This window comes from Actinopolyspora sp. BKK2 (assembly GCF_011291845.1).
GTDB classification, from domain to species: Bacteria; Actinomycetota; Actinomycetes; order Mycobacteriales; family Pseudonocardiaceae; genus Actinopolyspora; species Actinopolyspora saharensis.
On the sequence record NZ_JAANTE010000003.1, the window covers coordinates 97,571 to 117,581 of the forward strand.

16 protein-coding genes are annotated in these 20,011 nt (G+C 68.9%); 11 read left to right on the plus strand and 5 right to left on the minus strand.

The window, feature by feature from the left end:
• Window positions 1–194: 194 nt before the first annotated feature.
• Entirely contained in the window at window positions 195–1,625 is a 1,431-nt protein-coding gene (locus tag G9Q41_RS07405; RefSeq protein WP_092521882.1) for an MFS transporter, read from the minus strand.
• 173 nt (window positions 1,626–1,798) lie between these two features.
• Window positions 1,799–3,427 carry a BCCT family transporter gene (locus tag G9Q41_RS07410; protein WP_165632193.1) on the minus strand — a complete coding sequence of 543 codons (1,629 nt, stop codon included), beginning with the start codon at window positions 3,425–3,427 and terminating at the stop codon, window positions 1,799–1,801.
• Between the two features lie 426 nt (window positions 3,428–3,853).
• Between G9Q41_RS07410 and G9Q41_RS07415 the strand changes: the two genes are divergently transcribed.
• From G9Q41_RS07415 to G9Q41_RS07440, 6 genes are all read left to right on the plus strand, one after another.
• Window positions 3,854–4,714 (plus strand): TetR/AcrR family transcriptional regulator, encoded by an 861-nt coding sequence (locus tag G9Q41_RS07415; protein ID WP_165632194.1) that lies wholly within the window; start codon window positions 3,854–3,856, stop codon window positions 4,712–4,714.
• Between the two features lie 85 nt (window positions 4,715–4,799).
• Window positions 4,800–5,681, plus strand: a complete 882-nt coding sequence (locus tag G9Q41_RS07420; RefSeq protein WP_165632195.1) for a 3-keto-5-aminohexanoate cleavage protein — start codon at window positions 4,800–4,802, stop codon at window positions 5,679–5,681.
• 49 nt (window positions 5,682–5,730) lie between these two features.
• Complete coding sequence (locus G9Q41_RS07425) at window positions 5,731–6,693, plus strand: 3-hydroxyacyl-CoA dehydrogenase NAD-binding domain-containing protein (protein ID WP_092521886.1); 963 nt, start codon at window positions 5,731–5,733, stop codon at window positions 6,691–6,693.
• The gene (locus G9Q41_RS07430) at window positions 6,690–7,124 is read left to right on the plus strand and encodes a thioesterase family protein (RefSeq protein WP_092521887.1); all 435 of its coding nucleotides are present in this window, start codon (window positions 6,690–6,692) and stop codon (window positions 7,122–7,124) included. Before G9Q41_RS07425 ends, G9Q41_RS07430 begins: the two co-directional genes overlap by 4 nt.
• 162 nt (window positions 7,125–7,286) lie before the next feature.
• Window positions 7,287–8,063, plus strand: a complete 777-nt coding sequence (locus G9Q41_RS07435) for an enoyl-CoA hydratase-related protein (protein WP_092521890.1) — start codon at window positions 7,287–7,289, stop codon at window positions 8,061–8,063.
• 111 nt (window positions 8,064–8,174) lie between these two features.
• Window positions 8,175–8,354 (plus strand): hypothetical protein, encoded by a 180-nt coding sequence (locus tag G9Q41_RS07440; RefSeq protein ID WP_092521891.1) that lies wholly within the window; start codon window positions 8,175–8,177, stop codon window positions 8,352–8,354.
• A 174-nt stretch (window positions 8,355–8,528) separates the two neighbouring features.
• Here the strand turns inward: G9Q41_RS07440 and G9Q41_RS07445 are convergent, their stop codons facing one another.
• Window positions 8,529–9,458, minus strand: a complete 930-nt coding sequence (locus G9Q41_RS07445) for an NAD(P)-dependent oxidoreductase (protein ID WP_347567508.1) — start codon at window positions 9,456–9,458, stop codon at window positions 8,529–8,531.
• Window positions 9,459–9,738: 280 nt separating this feature from the next.
• Between G9Q41_RS07445 and G9Q41_RS07450 the strand changes: the two genes are divergently transcribed.
• From G9Q41_RS07450 to G9Q41_RS07470, 5 genes are all read left to right on the plus strand, one after another.
• Window positions 9,739–10,608 carry a hypothetical protein gene (locus G9Q41_RS07450; RefSeq protein ID WP_092521894.1) on the plus strand — a complete coding sequence of 290 codons (870 nt, stop codon included), beginning with the start codon at window positions 9,739–9,741 and terminating at the stop codon, window positions 10,606–10,608.
• On the plus strand, window positions 10,608–12,233 hold the full coding sequence (locus G9Q41_RS07455; protein WP_165632196.1) for an amidohydrolase: 1,626 nt from the start codon (window positions 10,608–10,610) through the stop codon (window positions 12,231–12,233). Before G9Q41_RS07450 ends, G9Q41_RS07455 begins: the two co-directional genes overlap by 1 nt.
• Before the next feature lie 329 nt (window positions 12,234–12,562).
• The gene (locus tag G9Q41_RS07460) at window positions 12,563–14,098 is read left to right on the plus strand and encodes an aldehyde dehydrogenase family protein (protein WP_347567509.1); all 1,536 of its coding nucleotides are present in this window, start codon (window positions 12,563–12,565) and stop codon (window positions 14,096–14,098) included.
• Window positions 14,099–14,120: 22 nt separating this feature from the next.
• Window positions 14,121–15,080, plus strand: a complete 960-nt coding sequence (locus G9Q41_RS07465) for a LysR family transcriptional regulator (protein WP_165632198.1) — start codon at window positions 14,121–14,123, stop codon at window positions 15,078–15,080.
• 147 nt (window positions 15,081–15,227) lie between these two features.
• Window positions 15,228–17,441 carry a thiamine pyrophosphate-dependent enzyme gene (locus G9Q41_RS07470; protein ID WP_165632199.1) on the plus strand — a complete coding sequence of 738 codons (2,214 nt, stop codon included), beginning with the start codon at window positions 15,228–15,230 and terminating at the stop codon, window positions 17,439–17,441.
• Window positions 17,442–17,527: 86 nt separating this feature from the next.
• Here G9Q41_RS07470 and G9Q41_RS07475 read toward each other — a convergent pair whose 3' ends face one another.
• On the minus strand, window positions 17,528–18,874 hold the full coding sequence (locus G9Q41_RS07475; RefSeq protein ID WP_207630724.1) for an alkaline phosphatase PhoX: 1,347 nt from the start codon (window positions 18,872–18,874) through the stop codon (window positions 17,528–17,530).
• A 192-nt stretch (window positions 18,875–19,066) separates the two neighbouring features.
• Window positions 19,067–19,960, minus strand: coding sequence for a methylenetetrahydrofolate reductase (locus G9Q41_RS07480; protein WP_092521906.1), 894 nt, complete (start codon window positions 19,958–19,960; stop codon window positions 19,067–19,069).
• Between the last annotated feature and the right edge of the window lie 51 nt (window positions 19,961–20,011).

A 20,011-nucleotide genomic window follows, 5' to 3' on the forward strand; every position in this document is an offset into this window, starting at 1 on the left:
CTCTCCGCGGCTCAAGGGGGCGGGCCGGGCACGCGTGGTGCTCGCGCGGGCCGACCTTCTGCCGGTACGTGGTCGGCTCCCCCGCCGAGCAGCGGCGAACGGTCAACCGAACGCGGCCACACCGTCCCGGCGTCTCCCGGCCGCGTTCCCTCTGCGTGCGGGAGCTGCTCGCGATCGGTCCGGCCCGCGAACGCTCAGCGACGCCGCCCCAGGACCAGCTCCACCACGCCGACCAGCAGCGCGGCCCCCACGAAGGAGACCGAGGCCACCAGGCCGTGCGAGATCGCCGAGTCGTAGTCCCCGGGCAACTGCGCGAAGAACAGTCCGGAGGCCGTGGCGGTACCGACGGCGGTGCCGATCCGCTGTCCGGTCTGCTGCACTCCCGCAGCGGTGCCTCCGCGGGACACCTCCACCTGGCTGAGAGTCACGGTCTGGTTCGGGGAGATGACCATGCCGCTGCCCACGCCGGCGACCAGCAGCGGCAGCGCCGTGACCAACCCGGCGGCCCTGCCGGGATCGCGTGCCAGCAGCAGCTCCGTGGCCAGCAGTCCGAGCAGCGCCCCGCTCAGCCCGAGCAGCACCACGCGCCGTCCCAGCTTGTGCACCACGCGCCCGCTCAGTGCCGCGGAGAGCGCCGAGCCCACCGCGAACGGGGTCAGGGCGAGGCCTGCCTGCAGCGCCGAGTACTCCAGGCCGCGCTGGAAGTACACCGCGAGCACGAAGAAGATGCCGGTGAAGCCCGCGAAGTACAGCATCCCGAGGGACGAACCGAACGTGAAGCTGCTGATGCGGAACAACCTCAGGTCGATCAGCGGGGAGCCACCCCTCCTGGTGTAGCGGTGCTCCCACAGGACGAAGAGCAGCAGCAGGATCAGCGCGGCGCTCCACAGCAGCCAGCTCCACTCCCCGAAGCCCTCGCGGTCGACCAGGGGCAGCAGCAGGCAGACCACCCCGGTTCCCAGCAGCAGCACTCCGGGAACGTCGGCACCGCGCAGCTCCCGGGAACCGGTCGACCGGGGCATGACCCGCGCGGCCACGACGAGCGCGATCAATCCGAGGGGCAGGTTGACGAAGAACACCCAGCGCCAGCCGTGCTGCGCACCGGCGAGTTCGATGATCAAACCGCCCAGCAGGGGGCCGACTGCGGTCGATATCCCCACGACCGCGCCGAACATGCCGAACGCGGTGCCGCGCTCCCGACCGTGGAACTGCTGCTGGATGAGTCCGATCACCTGCGGATTGAGCATTCCTCCCGCCGCGCCCTGAAGCAGGCGGGCGATCACCAGCCACAGCGGGTTCACAGCCATCCCGGCCAGGGCGCTGGTCGCGGTGAACGCGGCCAGAGCGATCAGGAACATCCTGCCTCGTCCGTGGACGTCGCCGAGCTTGCCCATGGGAACCAGCACCAGGCCGAACGTCAGGGCGTATCCAGACACCACCCAGGACAGCGCGGCGTGCGGAGCTTCGAGACCCTGCTGGATGGAGGGCAGCGCGACGTTGACGATGCTGACGTCCAGCAGGGTCATGAACCCGGCCAGCAGGCACAACGCGAGAATGCGCCAGCGGTGGGCGTGCCCCTCCTCCTCTCCTTCCGTCGTGGACGGCTCGGCCTCAGCTCGACTCACTACTCACCCCATCAGTGGACATTGACTGGCCGTTCCACCTCATCACGGAGTCACGGGGCCCGCCCGGCGGGTGTTCGCGGGTCCGGACTGTCCGGTGCTGTCCGTTCTCGCCGTTCCGCGCGGGGTCCGCCGCACGGGAGCGGCGCAGTGCCGCCCCGCCGACGTTCCCGCGGCTACGCCCCGTTCCGCGGGATGGCCGCGCTCGGGGCCCGCGCGAGGACGGTCCCCTCCGCGGCCGTGGAGTCCGCAGGCGTGGTTTCCACTGCCGCGGTGGCCGCTCCCACCTCCGTCTCCGCGTCCCCGGACCGGTCGCGTTCCCGCTGGTCGGCGAGCAACCAGCGCCGCAACGACTCGAGCACGAGCGCCAGCACGAAGATGAGCGGGAAAGCCGTGATGATCGACAGGGTTTGCAACGCCTCGAGCCCGCCCACGTACATCAGCACGATCGACACCCCTGCCAGGACCACGGCCCAGAACACCCGGTGCCAGCGCGCCGGTTCGGTTCCCCGCGGCAGTTCCAGGGAGGAGACGGCGGCCATGGTGTAGGCCGAGGAATCGAGCGTCGTGGCCAGGAACAGCACCACCAGCAGCACGAACACGGCCACGACCGCTCCCCCCAGCGGCAGCTGGGACAGCGCGGCCATGATCCCCGCGGTGTCACCCTGCGAGCTGACGATCTCCGCCACCGGGAGCACGTCCGAGATCTGGTAGAACATGGCGGTGTTGCCCAGCAGGGCGAAGGAAACCCAGCATCCCGCACTTCCGGCGAGGCACATTCCGGAGATCATGCCCCGGATGGTTCTGCCCTTCGAGATGCGTGCCACGAACAGTCCGACGAACGGGGCGTAGGAGATCCACCACCCCCAGTAGAAAACGGTCCAGTCCTCCTCGAAGCCCGAGCCTCCGACCGGGTCGGTGTAGAAGCTCATCTCCACGAAGTTCTGGAAGAGCAGTCCGACGCTGTTCGTGAAAGTGTCGATCACGAACACGGTCGGCCCCATCACGAGGATGAACGCGCCGAGGCCGAAGGCCAGCCAGATGTTCACGTCGGCGAGCCTGCGCAGTCCCTTCTGCAGCCCGAAGAAGACGCTGGCCCCGAACAGCAGGGTCCAGACGGTGATCACCATGACGTCGAGCACGCTGCCCTGCTGCAGTGGCGTGATTCGGGCCAGCCCGTCCGAGACCACGGGCACCTCGAGCCCGAGGGAGGTCCCGGCCGCACCGACGAGACCGAATATGAACAGCACGTCGATCAGCCGTCCCAGCCAACCGTCCGCCCGATCGCCGATCACTCCCCTGCACGCATCGCTGAGCCTGAGAGTGCGCTGCTTGCGCACGTGGTAGACGTAGGCCAGCGCGAGCGCGGGCAGGCAGAACAACCCCCATGCGGTGAACCCCCAGTGGAACATGGGGTAGGTCGCCGCCCAGTGCGCTGCCTCGACGCTTCCCGGAGTCATCTGCATCGGTGGGTCGTTGTAGTAGTAGGCCCACTCGATGACGCCCCAGTACATGATCCCGCCTCCGATCGAGGCGGTGAATATCATCGCCATCCAGCTCAGCGTGGAGAACTCCGGCCGGTCCTGCTGCGCACCGAACCTGATCCGGCCGTACTTGCTGCAGGCCAACCAGATCAGGAAGCCGAACACGGCAGCGGCGAACCAGAGGTACAGCCACCCGAATTTGCCGGTCAGCAGACCGAGCACCGCGTCGAGGGCTTGCTGCCCGCGCTCGGGAGCCAGCATCACGGGCACGCAGATGACCCCGATGAGCAGCAGAGCCGACCAGAAAACCTGCCTGTCCACCCTAACCGTCCCGGTTGTGACAGCGATGACGAAAGCACCTCCAAAGTCGTGCGGCCGGCACCGGAACAGCGCACCGGCCGCCGTGGTGGCACGTGTGGAACCCGAGGTGTTTTCCGCGGACGGGACTTGCCCGCCCACGACTCTCCTCCGGGCCCGACAACGGGTGGTTCGACTCTCCTCGTCAGGGCGCCTCGTGCGACGTCACGGCGAAACCACCGACGAAACCCATTGCGATTCAACTGACGTGCCAGTCATTCAACGGAGCACTACCTTGAACCAACCAGCGAAACAAGTCAAGTGTCACTTACATATCAGCTGGTAAAAGCCGTATTTTTCGTTCACAAACACGAGCAACTGCAAGATCAGCATCGCAACACGAAACCAACTATTGCGATAATCGCAACTACGCTGGTAGAGTTCGCACTCGTGCAAGGGGCTACCGAAGAGCTTCGCGACCGGGTCCGCGCGGTGTTGCGCAAGAGCCCGCTCAGTCAACGCGCCTTCGCCGAGCAGATCGGCCTGGACGCGACCAAGCTGTCCAAGTCGCTGTCCGGAACCAGGAGGTTCACACCGAGCGAGCTCACCCGCATCGCCGAAGCCGGCAACGTCACGGTCAACTGGTTGATCAACGGCAGCGACGAGATCGAGACGGTGGCCGCCGTCCCCAAGCGCAGCGCGCGCGTGGGGCCCGGATCGGGGACCTCCGGAGAGGCGGGACGCTACCAGCAGATCCTCGACGCCGCGTGGCAGCTGATCGCCGAGCGCGGGTACCACTCGGTCCGGGTGTCCGACGTCGCTCGTGTCTGCGGCACGAGCGCCGCGACGATCCACTACTACTTCCCCGGCAGGGACGACCTGCTGACCGAGACGTTGCGCTACTCGGTGCGGTTGGCCTTCGACCGGCAGGTCACCGAGTTGCACACCATCACCGACGCCTACCAGCGACTGCTGCGCTTGGTGGAACTGCAACTGCCCACACCGGGGATCCTGCGTCTGGAGTGGTCGATCTGGATGCAGATCTGGAACGAGAGCACGCTGCGTCCGGAACTGCGGGTGCTGCACAGCGATTCCTACAAGCGCTGGCACGACACGATCGCTCGCACCATCCGGGAGGGCCAGCACCAGGGAGTCTTCGTCGAAACCGACCCCGAGGAGCTGACGATGACCCTGACGGCGCTCGTCGACGGGCTGGGAATCCAGGTCATCACCGACAGGCCGGGCCGAACCGTCGACGGGATGCACAAGGCCCTGCAGGACTTCGTGCACCGAGAAATCGTACGTTCCTGAAAGCCGCTCAGAACAGTTTTCCCGCTCCGGTCGCGCGCTCACGCGACCCGATGAGTGCTGCGCTCAACCAGAAAGGTCACGAGAAATGCAGGACGAGATCATCATCACCGCCGCGCTCACCGGCGCGGCCGACACACCCGGCAAGAGCGAGCACGTACCGGTGACCCCGGAGCAGATCGCCAGCTCGGCGGTGGAAGCTGCGAACGCGGGCGCGGCCGTGGTCCACATCCACGTCCGCGACCCCGAGACGGGCGCCCCCTCCCGGGACACCAAACTCTACTCCGAGGTGGTGCGCCGGATCCGCGAGACGGGAACGGACGTGATCATCAACCTGACCGCGGGCATGGGCGGTGACCTGTTCATCGACCAGGAGGATCCGCTCAAGCCGGTCGACGGAACCGACCTCGTCAACGGTCTCGACCGCCTGCCGCACGTGGAGACCCTGCTGCCGGACATCTGCACGATGGACTGCGGTTCCCTCAACTTCGGCGACGGCAGTCAGCTCTACATCAGCACCCCGGACATGCTGCGGGCCGGTGCCCGCCGCATCCAGGAACTCGGGGTGAAACCCGAGCTGGAGGTGTTCGACACCGGACAGCTGTGGCTGGCGAGCAAGCTCATCTCCGAGGGCGTCATCGACGAACCGGCCCTCTTCCAGTTCTGCATGGGAATCCCCTACGGGGCTCCGGCAGACCCCGGTGTGCTGCAGGCGATGATCAACATGCTTCCGCAGGGGTCGAACTGGGCCAGCTTCGCGATCGGGCGCGATCAACTGCCCTGGGTGGCGCAGTCCGCGGTGCTCGACGGGCACGTGCGGGTGGGACTCGAGGACAACCTCTACCTGCGCAAGGGGGTCAAGGCCACCAACGCCCAACTGGTGGAGCGCGCCGTGACGATCCTGGAAAGCATGGGCGGAACCGTGGCCTCACCCGCGCAGGCCAGGAAAAAGCTCGGGTTGCGGAACTGACCGCAGCACCGAGCGCACCCCGAACGACAACGTCATCCGGAGGCACTACTTGAACCAGCAACGGACAGCTCCGAACGAGGTGAGCAGGGTCGCCTGCATCGGAGCCGGAGTGATCGGCGGCGGCTGGGTCGCGCACTTCCTGGCGCGGGGGTATCGGGTCACCGCCTGGGACCCCGCGGCGGACGCCGGGGCCCGCCTCGAGCGGCTCGTCGACGCGGCGTGGCCCGCTCTGCGGGAACTCGGCCTGTCCGACGGGGCGACGCGGGACAACCTCACCGTCGCACCGACCCTCGAGCAGGCGGTCGCCGACGCGCAGTTCGTTCAGGAGAGCGCCCCGGAACAGCTGGAAGTCAAACGCGACCTGCTGGCCCGGATAGACGCAGCCACTCCAGCCGGTGTGGTGATCTCCTCCTCCACCTCCGGCTACGAGATGACCGACATGCAGCGCGACTGCGCGGATCCGAGCAGGCTCGTGGTGGGGCACCCGTTCAACCCGCCCTACCTGATTCCGCTGGTGGAGGTGGTCGGCGGCACCTCCACCGCCACCTGGGCGACCAGCTGGGCCGCGGAGTTCTTCGAGAGCACCGGCAAGTCGGTGATAACCATGGACCGCGAGGTGCCCGGGTTCGTCGCCAACAGGCTCCAGGAAGCGCTCTGGCGCGAGGCGCTGCACATGATCGACAACGGTGAGGCCACCGTGGAACAGATCGACACGGCGATCACCGAAGGTCCCGGGCTGCGCTGGCCGCTCTTCGGGCCGTGCATGACCTTCCACCTGGCGGGGGGCGAGGGCGGCATGGCGCACATGCTGGACCAGTTCGGTCCTTCCCTGAAGTCCCCGTGGACCAGGCTGGAGGCGCCCGAGCTCACCGAACAGCTCCGGGACTCGATGGTTCGGGGTTGCGCGGAGCAGGCAGCCGGGCGAAGCACCACCGAGCTGGTCGGTGACCGCGACCGCGCGATCATCTCCGTGCTCCGCGCCGTGGGCGACGTCCGGAGGGCAGCGCAATGAGCACGCACACCCAGTACCGGGTCCGCCCCGAGTGGATCGACTACAACGGGCACCTCAGCGAGGGCTACTACGTGCTGGTGTTCGGCTTCGCCACCGACGCGGTGCTGGACGAGATCGGGGTCGACGCGCCGTACCGGAGCTCCACGGGGTGTTCGGTCTACACCGTCGAGGCCCACGTGCGGTATCTGCGCGAGGTCGGCCCGGACAGCACGCTGGACGTCACGAGCAGAGTCGTCACGGCGGAGGGCAAGAAGCTGCGCATCTGCCACGAGATGAGCGCAAACGGCGGACTCGTCGCCACCGAGGAGCTCCTCGCCGTTCACGTGGACGGCGCCTCGGGACGGGCGACGCGACTTCCGGAGCACGTGGCACGGGAAGCCGCCGCGCTCGTCGAGCCCCTCCCCGAGTACGCCGGTCGTTCGGTCGGCTGAGCCTCGTTCGGCGGTCGAACGTGGCACACCTGCGGAGAAGGGGCGACGTGTGCAGCCGACGGGCTGCTTCCAGTCGCCCCCGCTCACCCGACCGGAGGTAACGGACTTGTGATTCATCCCATCGCTGGGTAGTTTTCGAGCAGTCCCGGCGGAGGTGATCGCATGTCGGACGCCGACGAGATCCTGGCCGAGCATCACGACGCGGTACTGCTGTTGACGTTGAACCGTCCCGCGCGGCTCAACGCGTGGACGCCGACGATGCGACATCGCTACTGCGAGCTTCTCGAGAGGGCCGATCGGGACCCGTCGGTCCGGGTGGTGGTGCTGACCGGAGCCGGGAAGGGGTTCTGCGCGGGCTCGGACATCACGGAGCTGCAGTCCGGCGAACAGTTCACCGAGCAGGACGCGCAGCGCAGACTGGCTTCGAGCATGCGACTGCGCAAACCCGTGATCTCGGCGATCAACGGAACGGCTTCCGGTGCGGGGTTGGCGGCAGCACTGTTCACCGACATACGTTTCACCTCCCCCGGAGCGAGCCTGACCACGGCTTTCAGCCGGGCGGAGCTGACGGCCGAGCACGGGATAGCTTGGCTGCTGCCGAGACTGGTGGGGCTCGGCCGGGCTGTGGACCTTTTGCTGTCCGCGCGGAAGGTGACCGGGATGCAGGCCCACGCACTGGGACTGGTCGATCGGGTCTTCTCCGGGGAGGAGGTGCTGTCCCGGAGCATGGACTACGCCAGAACCCTCGCACGGGAGTGCTCGCCCGCGGCGATGGCGACGATCAAGCAACAGGTCTACAGTGGGCTGGAGAAGAGGACCGAAATCGTGGCCTCGGAGGCTTGCAACCGCATGATGACGGCGTTACGTGGAAGCGGTCGCACGGAGACCCCACGTGGCGCACGGCGCCGGGGTGAGCCGGACCGTCCTCCGCTGGACTGATTCAGCGGAACCGACCCCCTCGCCGTCCGGGATTCATCCGCCCGGGCGAGCACGTTCTTGTGAGCAGTACCTTGTCGACCGATCCGCGCATCGTTGACGGGAGTGAGGGACATGGACTTCGAAACCCCGGAAGGCGACGCCGTCGAACAGGCCCAGGCCTACGAGGAGGCGGCGGAGGAAGCCACGAACGAGGACCGCACCGAGCTGGACCTGACGCTGGACGCCAATCCTGCCGACCGCGCAGAGCAGGACATCGCCGTTCCCGACGAGGACGAGTACTATCCCGGTTGAGCTCACGTCCACGTTCCGTCCCGGCCCCGAGGCCCGGGCGTGATCCCACCACGCGTCGAGTGCCGGGCGGATCGTTCTGCCGTGGCCGCTCGCTCGTGCGCCTCGACGCCGGAGTGTCGAGGTGCACGAGCGAGCAAGCTCCGCTCCACCAACAACTCACATTTGTCAGCAGTTCTAAGCAGGCCACAACCCGAACAACTCGGCGAATCCCTCACGCCAACTCGGCCACCTGGGACGCCACCCAGCTGCTTCCCGGAAGCGGAAGTTCGTGGCCCCGCACTGCTCCGTCAGCTGGTGGACCGTCCCCCAGTCCAGCTGTTGCCTCGCCTGCTCGAGAGTGAGCGAAACCGGTTCCGGTCCCCCGATCATCCTGGCATAGCTGGGCAGCCACTCCGCGCTTTCCGCCGGTTCGTTGTCCACGACGTTGTAGGCGGCGGGCTCCAGATCTCCCAGGGAGGCGAGCACGGCTGCCGCGGCATCCTCCACGTGGGTGAACGAAGTGATGCCGTCCCCCCGCTCCACGAGCGGCAGGGCGCTGTCCCGCACGAGGTCGTGCACGGCCCCAGCGGGGCCGAACCAGGTGTCCGCGCCGTACAGCGCGCCGAAGCGCAGCGCCACCCCTTCGAGTTCGGCGCTTTCGAACAGCTCCCGTTCCAACGCGTCCACGGACCGAAAGGCCTCTCCCCAATGACCGGGCGCTCGAGTGTACAGCGCTGCCTGCTCGTCCAGGACGCCGCGCGTGTCCGGGTCGTAGGCCGCGGCAGAGCTCTGGGCCACCACGCGCCGCACCCCCGCGGCAGCGGCCGCCGAAACCAGGTTGCTCGTTCCCCGTCTGCGCAGCAACGCCGTCCTGCGCAGTCCCAGCGACCACTCACGCCCGCGGAACCCCGAGGCCAGCTGCAGCACCACTTCGGGGCGTGCTTCGTCCAGCAGCACACGCAGCCGCTCCTCGTCGAGCAGGTTCCCGCGAACCACCTTCTCCACGGAACGGGAGACCTCCTCGGGCTCGTTCTCGTGCACGAGGGCCGTGACGTGGTGGCCGTTCTCGGCCAGCATCGGCAACAGCGGGCGACCGATCACACCGGTTGCCCCGATCACGAACACTCGCAAGGGCAGGACACCTCGCAGGCCGATCGACAGCAGCGCCTCCGCACCCTACCTCCTCAGGCCTCACAAATATGAGTGAATTCGAGCCCTTCTTTCGATCACGGACAGTTCGTCGAGCTGCGGATCCGTCCGGGGTTCCGCCGGAAGAAGGCCTGCCCCTCGCGACCCCGCTCGACGACCTCCTAAGCTTCCGCACGGGGCTGTTCCCGCCGCACACCGTTCCACCGGAATTCGCGGGAGCAACCGCATTCGGCCATGCGACTGGGAGGATGCAGGTATGAGCCAACCGGAGCCACCGAACACCGCAGGAACGGACGCGGCCGGGTCCTTGGACCAGCAGGGACAGCAGGAAACGATCCAGCGGATCGGCCGAACTCTCGTGCAGGCGCTGCCGCCGGGGTGGGAGCAGGCCAGGGTCCAGTACCGTGCCGTCGGGTCGCACCGGGAGCTCGAGGCGGAGTTGATCGCGCCGAACGGAACGCGCATTCCGCTCGCACCGCCCGGAGAAGTAGGTGAGCTGTTCGCGGACCTCCGTCACGGTATGTATCAGCGACATCGCGGGACATGGCTCAGCGCGACTTACCAGATAAGCAGACCCTCCAGCTACAGCGTGGACTTCGACGGTGATCACGAGCCCACCTGGCAGCAGCAACCACCGCACACCGAGTACGCGACCGAGCTGGAGCGGTATCCGCGGGCCGGACACAACGTTCCCGGCTGGCTCGCCGAACGCGCGGGCATGCAACCCGTCGAATCGGCTACCACGGCCGACCAGCTCCGCAAGGCGGAGGTCTTCGACGGCACCGACGCCGTGGGGCGGCCGGTGACCAACCGTCCCGAACTCCCCGCGGAGGAGAAGAACCGCGTCCTGGAATACCTCGAACGGGCCCCCGTGGTCCTGGCCGCGCGCGGCTACGACAGCGACCGCCTCTCCCCCTCGGCCAGCTCCTCGGTTCCGATGACCTTCCACACCGACGGCAGCTGGATCTGGCCGGGCGCGGTCGGCTACTACCTCCGCACCCACGACCTCACCCCCCAGGCCGAGCTGGTGGAGCACATACGCGCGCGGCAGTTCCAGCTGCCGCACGTCGACGACAGGGCACGTGAACTGGCAGTGACGGCCATAACGGAAGAACAGCGAACCTGATGCACCACGCCGAGACGGTATTCCTCGGAGGGCCGGTCGCGACGATGGATCCGGTGGGGTCGTTCACCGACGCCGTGGCCGTGCGCGAAGGCCGGATCGTCGCCACCGGCCGGGCCGAGGTCACCGAGCTCGTCTCCGGGGGGACGGAGGTCGTCGACCTGCGGGGGCGGCTGCTGCTGCCCGGTCTGCAGGACGCGCACGTGCACCCGCTCTACGGTGGGCTGCAACGGATCAGGTGCGATCTGACCGACAGCGAGAGCGAGGCCGAGTGCCTCCGTCGGGTGGCCGACTACGTGGCCGCGAACCCCGGATCGGGTTGGATCCTCGGCGGTGGCTGGGAGATGGGGCTGTTCAGCGGGGGCTGCCCGAGCCGTTCGTTGCTGGACGAGGTGACTGGGGACCGTCCAGCCCTGCTGATCAACGAGGACCAGCACGGGGCCTGGGTCAACTCGACGGCGCTGCGGCTGTCCGGTGTGGACCGGGACACTCCCGAGCCCCCGGGAGGGCGCATAGAGCGCGACGAGCGCGGCAGGCCCGCGGGAACGCTGCACGAGAACGCCGTCGACCTGGTCGGTCGACACGTTCCCCCCACTCCGGCCGCGGAGTACGTGCAAGCCCTGCTGGAAGGACAGCGTCACCTGCACGAGCAAGGGATCACCGCCTGGCACGACGCCATCCTCGGGGCCTACCTGGGCTATCCCGATCCGCTCGGCTACTACCGCGAACTCGACGACGCGGAGCTGCTCACCGGCCGAGTGACCGGTTCGTTGTGGTGGGACCGAACGCGCGGGACCGAGCAGATCCCCGAACTGATCGACCGCCGCGCCCTCGCCGCGGGCAGGCGACTGGGGGCGCACTCGGTCAAGATCATGCTCGACGGCGTCTGCGAGAACTTCACCGCGGCGATGTTGCGTCCCTACCTGCACGGGCACGGCAGCGGTATCTCCTACATGGCCCCGGACGAGCTCGCCGAGGCCGTGCGCGCGCTGGACGCGGTGGGCTTCTCGGTGCACTTCCACGCGGTCGGCGACCTCGCCGTGCGGCAGGCACTGGACGCGGTCCAGGCCGCACGACGGGCCAACGGCACCACCGGCAACCGGCACCAGATAGCTCACCTGCAGGTGGTGCACCCCGCGGACGTCACGCGCTTCGCCGAGCTCGGGATCGTGGCCAACCTTCAGGCGGAGTGGGCGCACAACGACACGGCGATGACCGAGTTGACCGCCCCTTACCTCGGCGAACAGCGCTACAGGCGCCAGTATCCGTTCAGGTCGCTGCGCGACTCGGGGGCGCTCCTCGCCGCCGGCAGCGACTGGCCGGTCTCGGAAGCGGCCCCCATGCGCGCCGTGCACGTCGCCGTCAACCGCAGCGAGCCCGGCGACGAGGCCCCACCGCTGCTGCCGGAGCAGGCCGTCGACCTCTCGGACGCGTTGGCAGCGACCACGATCGGCAGCGCACGAGCACACCTGCTGGACGGGCACACGGGGTCGATAACGCCGGGCAAGTGCGCCGACCTGACCGTGCTGGACACCAACCCGTTCGAGCTGCCGCGCTCGGAGATCGGCTACACCGGGGTGGAGCTGACCATGATCGGCGGTCGGGTGGTCCACAGCGCGGACGGTTGAGCGCTGTCGCGGAAGTGACGCCGCGGACGGGTCTTCCGATATTTTTTCGGTCGACACTGAAAGAACAGTCGTTTCCGAGGTTCCCCTCCCCGAGGTGGCGGAAGCGGCCTCGGGCGAAAGCGATTCTTCGGCTCGACACGAGCAGGAATCATGCTTCTGGTCCTCGGCGGAGCGCCGAACGCGGTCTACGGTGACGGCACGGGCGTGCGCCACGACACGTCGCCCGGTTGTCCGAACACACCACTGAAAAGGGGTGCCAGGTGGAGGCGAGGACGTGCGGATCCGTGATCGGTTCGACGGACAGGGCCACCGACTCCGCGCCGGACGCGGTGGACCGGAGTGATCACGGCCAGTATCTCTCGCGGAATCCGGCCGAGCTGGACGACGTGGTGGCACGGGTGCGGTTGGAAGGCCCGGACGCGCTGCTCACCGCGGCACGCAGCGCGCGCCGGGCGCAGCGGGACTGGGCCCGCGTACCCGCTCCGGTGCGCGGCCGGGTCGTGGCCGGGTTCGGCAGGCTCGTGGAGTCCAACAAGGAAGCGCTGGCGAGCCTGGTGACCCGTGAGATCGGCAAGCCCTACACCGAAGCCCTCGGCGAGGTGCAGGAGATCATCGACACCTGCGACTACTTCGTCGGCGAGGGCCGCAGGCTGTACGGCCAGACCGTTCCCTCCGAGATGCCGGACAAGGAACTGTTCACCTTCCGCTCCCCGGTCGGGGTGGCCACCGTCATCACGGCGGGGAACTTCCCCGTGGCGGTCCCCTCCTGGTACCTGGCCCCCGCCCTCGTCTGTGGCAACGCCGTGGTCTGGAAACCGGCCGAGTACGCCGCGGCCACCGCACGGGCGCTGGCCGAGCTCGCCTGGAAGGCCGGCGTTCCGGAGGGAGTGCTCAACCTCGTCTACGCGGAGGGCGAGTCCACTTTCGAGGGACTGCGGGCCGCACTGGAGGAAGGTGTCGTCGACAAGGTCGGTTTCACCGGATCCAGCCGGGTCGGGCGCGACATCGGCGAGCTCTGCGGAAGGTACCTGCAGACTCCCTGCCTGGAACTCGGCGGGAAGAACCCCATGGTCGTGGCGCCCGACGCCGATCTGGAGCTCGCCGTCGAGGGAGCCCTGTTCTCCGGGTGGGGAACGGGCGGGCAGCGCTGCACCTCGCTCGGCAACATCATCGTGCACCGGGACGTGCACGACGAGTTCGTGCGGCGACTGGACACCGCGCTCAAGGAAGCCGTGATCGGCAATCCGACGCAGGACGTGCTCTACGGTCCGATGCTGGACCGCAAGTTCGCGGACAACTTCGACGACGTCCTCGGTGAGATAGCACCGCACCACCGGGTGCTCGGTTCGGAGTCCACGGGGCGGATCACCGACGCCAACCCGCGCAAGGGATTCCGCGGCGACCACTCCACCGGGCTCTACTACCACCCCGTGCTGGTGGACGGGCTGCGCAGCGACGATCACCTCTTCCAGCAGGAAACGTTCGGCCCGATCGTCGGCGTCACCACCTTCGAGACCCTCGACGAAGCCATCGAGCTGGGCAACCTCCCCGGCTACGGGCTCTCCGCCGCCGTGTACACCACCGATCCGGCGACGGCCTTCCGCTTCCGCGAAGGGATCGGGGCCGGGATGGTCAGCGCCAACAACTCCACCTCGGGAGCCGAGGCCCACCTCCCGTTCGGCGGCAACGGCAGATCGGGGAACGGAAGCAGGCTCTCCGGCATGTGGGTGATCGACCAGTTCACCCGGTGGCAGTCGCTGAACTGGGACTTCTCCGGAAAGCTGCAAAAGGCCCAGATGGATGTCGGAGCCGTGGAACCCGAGTTGGACTACCGCCTGCCCGCCGATCTCCGCGGACACCGCTGACCCGGCACCGGGGAGCGTCGAAGTGCTCAACCCGATACATCTGCGCACCCTGCGGGAGTGCGTGCGCACCGGTTCCTTCGCCGAGGCGGGGCGGATACTCGGATACACGGCCTCGGCAGTGTCCCAGCAGATGGTGCTGCTGGAGCGCACGCTCGGAGCGAGCCTGTTCGAACGCACGGCACGCAGCATCCACCTCACCCCGCTGGCCGAGCGACTGGCCGACCGGGGTGGGGAGGTGCTCGGCGAGCTGGACGCGCTCGAACGCGAGATCAGGGCCATGGCCGTCGGTGACGAGGGCGGCCTCCGGCTGGCCGGCTTCGCCACGGCCAACTCCCGGATACTGCCCGACGTGCTGGCCGCGGTGGTCTCCGAGCGCCCGAACGCGCGGCTGCAGCTCGACGAGGGCGAGCCGGACGAGGTCATCGACGACGTGCGCGAAGGGGTCACCGACGCCGCCGTGGTCTTCGAGTACGACCTGGACCCGCGTTGCTGGCCCGCGGAGCTGCGCACCGAGGAGCTGATCGCCGAACCGCTCTGGCTGGCCCTGCCGGAACGGCACCGGCTGGCCGACGGCGACTCGGTCGAACTGGGCGAGCTCGCCGAGGAGTCGTGGATTTGCACCAGGGACGACACGGCGGGAGGACGAGTACTGGTGCGCATGGCCGCGGCCGCCGGGTTCGTTCCGAACATCGTGTTCCGCAGCAACGACTACGGGGTGATCCGCGACCTGGTGGCGCGTGGACTCGGCCCTGCCCTGCTGCCCGCCCTGGCGGTGAACGGCGCGGGGATCAGGACCGCACCGATAGCCGGACAGCGCCCCTGGCGCAGGGTCAAGGCGATCTACCGGCCGAACAACACCAATCCGCTGCTCCCGTTCGCGCTGGACCGCCTCGCCAAGTCCTGCGCCGCCCTGTCCGCGGACTGGCCGCAGCCGCACGGTGAACGGAGCGCGGACCGCCCGCGGGACTCGGCGCGGAACTGACCCGTGGGCCCAGTGCCGCAGCAGCCCCGTGAACCACGGGGACACCACTCGCCGAGCAGCTCGGTCCGACCTCTTCGAGCAGCTGCGGCTCCGGAGCCGTTCGCGAGACGCCCCGCCGCGACAACCGCCCCGCCCGATCGGAGAAGGATGGAACAGCAGCGCAGCGAACCGGTCGATGAGAACTTCCTCAGCGAGGTGTCCGGGATGCGGCAGTGCGGTCCCCCCGCCGCACCACGACCTGGACCCGCGGACGCCAGCGGGCTCCTCGAGCTCTTCGACAGCCAGATCGGGAGCAGGCACCTGGACCTGGCCGCACGCGAGCTGGGCAGGCGGGGATCCGGCTACTACAGCATCGGCTCCGCGGGGCACGAGTCGAACGCCGCGGTGGCCGCTGCGCTGCGCCACACCGATCCGGCGCTGCTGCACTACCGCTCCGGTGGGTTCTACCTGCGTCGAGCCGCGCAGCGAGCGGGAACGACTCCGCTGCGCGACGTCCTGCTCGGAGTGGTCGCGGCGGCCGAGGAGCCGATGGCCGGCGGCAGGCACAAGGTCTTCGGCAACGCCGAGCTGAGCGTGCTGCCCCAGACCTCCACCATCGCCTCCCACCTGCCCCGTGCGGTGGGGCTGGCCTTCGCCCTCGAGCGCTCCCGCAAGCTGGGGGTCGACGGCGAGTGGCCGCGGGACTCGGTGGTGGTGTGCAGCTTCGGCGACGCCTCGGCCAACCACTCCACCGCCACCGGCGCGATCAACACGGCACTGCACTGCGCCTATCGGATGATTCCCCTGCCGCTGCTGCTCGTGTGCGAGGACAACGGGATCGGGATCAGCGTGCCCACCCCGGAGGGGTGGATACAGCGGACCTTCGGCTCGCGCGCGGGCCTGCCCTACTTCGCCGTCGAGGGCGACGAACCCGCGGAGTGCCTGTCCACGGCCGAACGCGCCGCGGACTGGGTGCGGCGACACCGCAGACCGGCTTTTCTGCACCTGCGCACCGTCCGCCTGATGGGACACGCCGGTTCGGACGTGGAAACCGGGTACCGCAGCAGGACCGAGATCGCCGCCGAGCAACGCAGGGACCCGTTGCTGGCCACGGGCGCGGCACTGGTGCGCAACGGCGTGCTGTCCCCCGCAGAGGTGGTCGACCGCTACGAGGCCAAACGCGCGGAGGTCGCCGAAACCGCCGAGTGGGCGCTCGGCAGGCGCAAGCTGACCAGCAGCGCGGAGATCAGCGCGCCGATCGCCCCGGAAACCCCGGAGGAGATCGCCACCAGGGCCTGCTCCCCCGGGGCATCGACGGCCGAGCGGTCCGCCTCCGCGGATCGGGGTGGTACCGCCGAGCCCGCCGAGCAGGAGGCCCTGACACTGGCGCAGAGCATCAACCGCGCCCTGGCGGAGGAGCTCGAACGGGACGGGCGCGTGCTGGTGTTCGGGCAGGACGTCGCCCGCAAGGGCGGCGTGTACGGGGTCACCCGGGGGTTGTGGAAGCGGTTCGGCGCGGGACGGGTCTTCGACACGCTGCTGGACGAGCAGAGCATCCTCGGCACGGCGCTGGGGGCCGGTCTGGCCGGCCTGCTGCCCGTGCCCGAGATCCAGTACCTGGCTTACCTGCACAACGCCGCCGATCAGCTTCGCGGGGAGGCCAGCACCACGGGGTTCTTCTCCAACGGGCGCTACCGCAACCCGATGGTGGTGCGGATTCCCGGTTACGCCTATCAACGAGGTTTCGGCGGCCACTTCCACAACGACAACAGCGTGGCGGCCCTGCTGGACGTCCCGGGGCTGGTGGTGGCCTCACCGGCCAAGCCGGACGACGCGGCCGCCATGCTGCGCACCTGCGTGGCCGCGGCCGCCGTCGACGGCAGGGTCTGCGTCTTCCTCGAGCCCATAGCGCTGTACCACACCCGCGATCTGCACGAGCACGACGACGAGGGCTGGACCGCGCGGTACCCCGCCGTCGGGACGGGACACGTACCGCTCGGTACCGCTCGGCAGTACTTCGCGGGGTCAGATCTGACCCTGGTCACCACGGGCAACGGGCTGGCCATGAGCCTCCGCGCCGCGCGGCGGCTGGCACAGCGCGGTGTGGGGGTGCGCGTGCTGGACCTGCGCTGGCTGGCGCCACTGCCCCGCGAGCAGCTGTTCACCGCCGCCGAGGCCACGGGGAGAGTGTTGATCGCCGACGAGACGCGCACCTCGGGCGGAATCTCGGAGCGCGTGGTCACCGCGCTGGTCGACTCCGGTTTCACCGGAAAGATCCGCCGCGTGACCAGCGCGGACTCCTTCATCCCCCTCGGCGAGGCCGCCTACCGGGTGCTGCTCGACGAGACCGGGATCGAGAAGGCGGCCCTGGAGATGCTCTGAGCCCGCTGCCGGGCGGCCCCGCCGCCGCACCCGCGTTCGGGCGCGACGGCGGTCCAGTTCAGGCGGGCGACTTCCCCGGCGCTCGCTCAGAGGGCGCCGTTGTGCCAGGGACCGGTGATCGCGTAGGTCACCCCCGGCGTCTGCACGTTGAAGAAGAGCACCCTGCCGTCCGGGCTGAAGGTCGCTCCGGCGAGCTCACTGGTGTTGGAACTGTTCAGCGCGGCGAAGTCGAAGATCTCGCCGTCGGTGGTCACGCCTCGCAACATGTCGGAACCGCCACCGTCCTCGCAGAGCACCAGCCCACCGCTGTTCGGGGACACGCAGATGTTGTCCGGGCTTTCCAGCAGCTCGGGGTCGGTGGACTCGTAGACCAGGATCAGCTGGCCTCCGGAGGACCCGGTCGGCCGGTACTGCCACACCTGGCCGAGGCCGGCATCGCCTCCGCTGGTGGAGTTGATGAACACCGAGCCCTCGCCGAACCAGGCGCCTTCCAGCCGGGCGAAGACCGCACCGCCCCTTTCCCTGCCCTGGTAGAAGACCGCGAGCGAATCGTCGCTGTCCGGGTCGGGATCGGAGATGTCGACCCACTCGACCGGCAGCGGCTGTCCGGGACGCTGACCGTTGCGCGTGTCGTAGCGGGGTTGGTCGACGATCGCGAGCATCTGCAGGCTGCCGCCCGCGGACAGGTCGGCCGGATCGTTCGGGACGAACCGGTAGAAGCCCGCGCTGCCCCGGTCCTCGGTCTCGTAGACAATACCGGTCTCCGGGTCCACTGCCACGGCCTCGTGGGTGAAACGTCCCATCGCCGGAATCGGGGTGGGCTCGACGGGCCCCTCGGAGTCGACGGGAACCTCGAACACGTAACCGTGCGGGTGCTGCACTCCCAGCCCCGTGAAGGTCTCCTCGCAGGACAGCCAGGACCCGCTCGGAGTGCGACCACCGGCGCAGTTGCGCACCGTGCCCGCCAGCGTCGGGAACGACTCGACCAGACGCATGCGGTCCGGGTCGAACACCAGGGTGGTCGTCCCGCCCGCGCCGGCGGGATCGTAGCTCGGTTGCGCGAACGCGGATCCCTCGGTCTGCTCGTGGTTGCGGACCAGCCGGATCCCGTCGTCGTCCGCGGCGAAGGCGGCCATCCCGTCGTGCCGGGAGGGGGTCGGGGTTCCGTCCCGCATGATGCTGCCGGTCTCGCCGAACGCGACGTAGGAGAACCCCGCGGGCAGCAGGAGCTCACCGTTCGGGGAGGCCGGTTCCAGCGGTCCGTACCCGCCGTTGTCCGCGGCGCGGACACCGCGGTTGTTGCCACGACCGGGCCCTGCGGCCGCGGCGGTGTTGGTCATCAGCGCCTGCAGTGCTCCGGTGGCACCGACCAGGCCGGTGGCGGCGAGGAAGCCGCGGCGGTCGAGGTGGTGGGGACTGGGCTCGTTGCTCAACGAATCCTCCAGTGCAGGTCCTCGTCGGGAACGAACCCACCGAATCGCACGGAGGTGACGAGCACGTGATCGCGAGACCGCCCGCGGTTGACTTCTCGGTCTCGGTCCGAGGGACAGGGTCTCGGCCGCGAGAAGCGCCGCCGCCCCACCGATGCAGGCGGGGCGGCGGCGCTCGCGGGCTCAGCGCGGGCTTCAGGCGGGCTGGAGCACTCCCTCGGCCAGTCCGAGGTTGTCCACCACCTCGCGGGTGGCCTTCGCCCGGTTGAGGCTGTAGAAGTGCAGGCCGGGCACGCCTTCCGCGATCAACCGCTCGCACAGCTTGGTCGTCAGGTCTATCCCCGCTGCGCGGAAGGCCTGCGGATCGTCCTGCAGGGGGTCGAGCACCGCGGAGACCTCCGGAGGCACGGGAACCCCTGCCAGGTGCTGGAACTTGTTCAACACCTTGGGAGTCGTAATCGGCATGACTCCGGGAAGCAGGGGAACGTGGCAGTCGCGGGCGGCCAACCGGTCCCGCAGCCTCAGGAAGTACTCGGGCTGCAGGAAGAGCTGCGCGACCGCGAACTCCGATCCAGCCCGGATCTTGCCGACGAGGTGGTCCGTCTCCGTCTCGAGGTCGGTGGAACGCGGATGCATGTGCGGAAACGCGGCCACCCCCACCGAGAAGTCCCCGCAGGAGCGAATCAGGCTCACCAGCTCGTCCGCGTAGAGGATCCCCTCCGGATGCGGGATCCACTCCCCCATCGGGTCCCCCGGTGGATCCCCGCGGATCGCCAGGATGTTTCGGATGCCCTCGTTGGCCAGCGAGCCGACGACGTGGCGCAGTTCGCTCTTGGAGTGGTCCACCCCGGTCAGGTGGGCCATCGGCGGCATGGTGGTTTCCCGGGCGATGCGCCCGACCGTGCGAATCGTGCGGTCCCTGCTGGATCCGCCCGCGCCGTAGGTCACCGAGACGTAGGCGGGATCCAGCGGTTCCAGCTCGCGCACGGCCTTCCAGAGGATCCGCTCTTCGTCATCGTTGCGCGGCGGGAAGAACTCCACGGAGAACACGGTCCTGCCCGGCTGTAGCCGGTCCACGACCCGAGTCACGTTCAGGCCTCCTCGACTGTGTCGTTGGGGTCCGGTACACGTGGGTGGCCA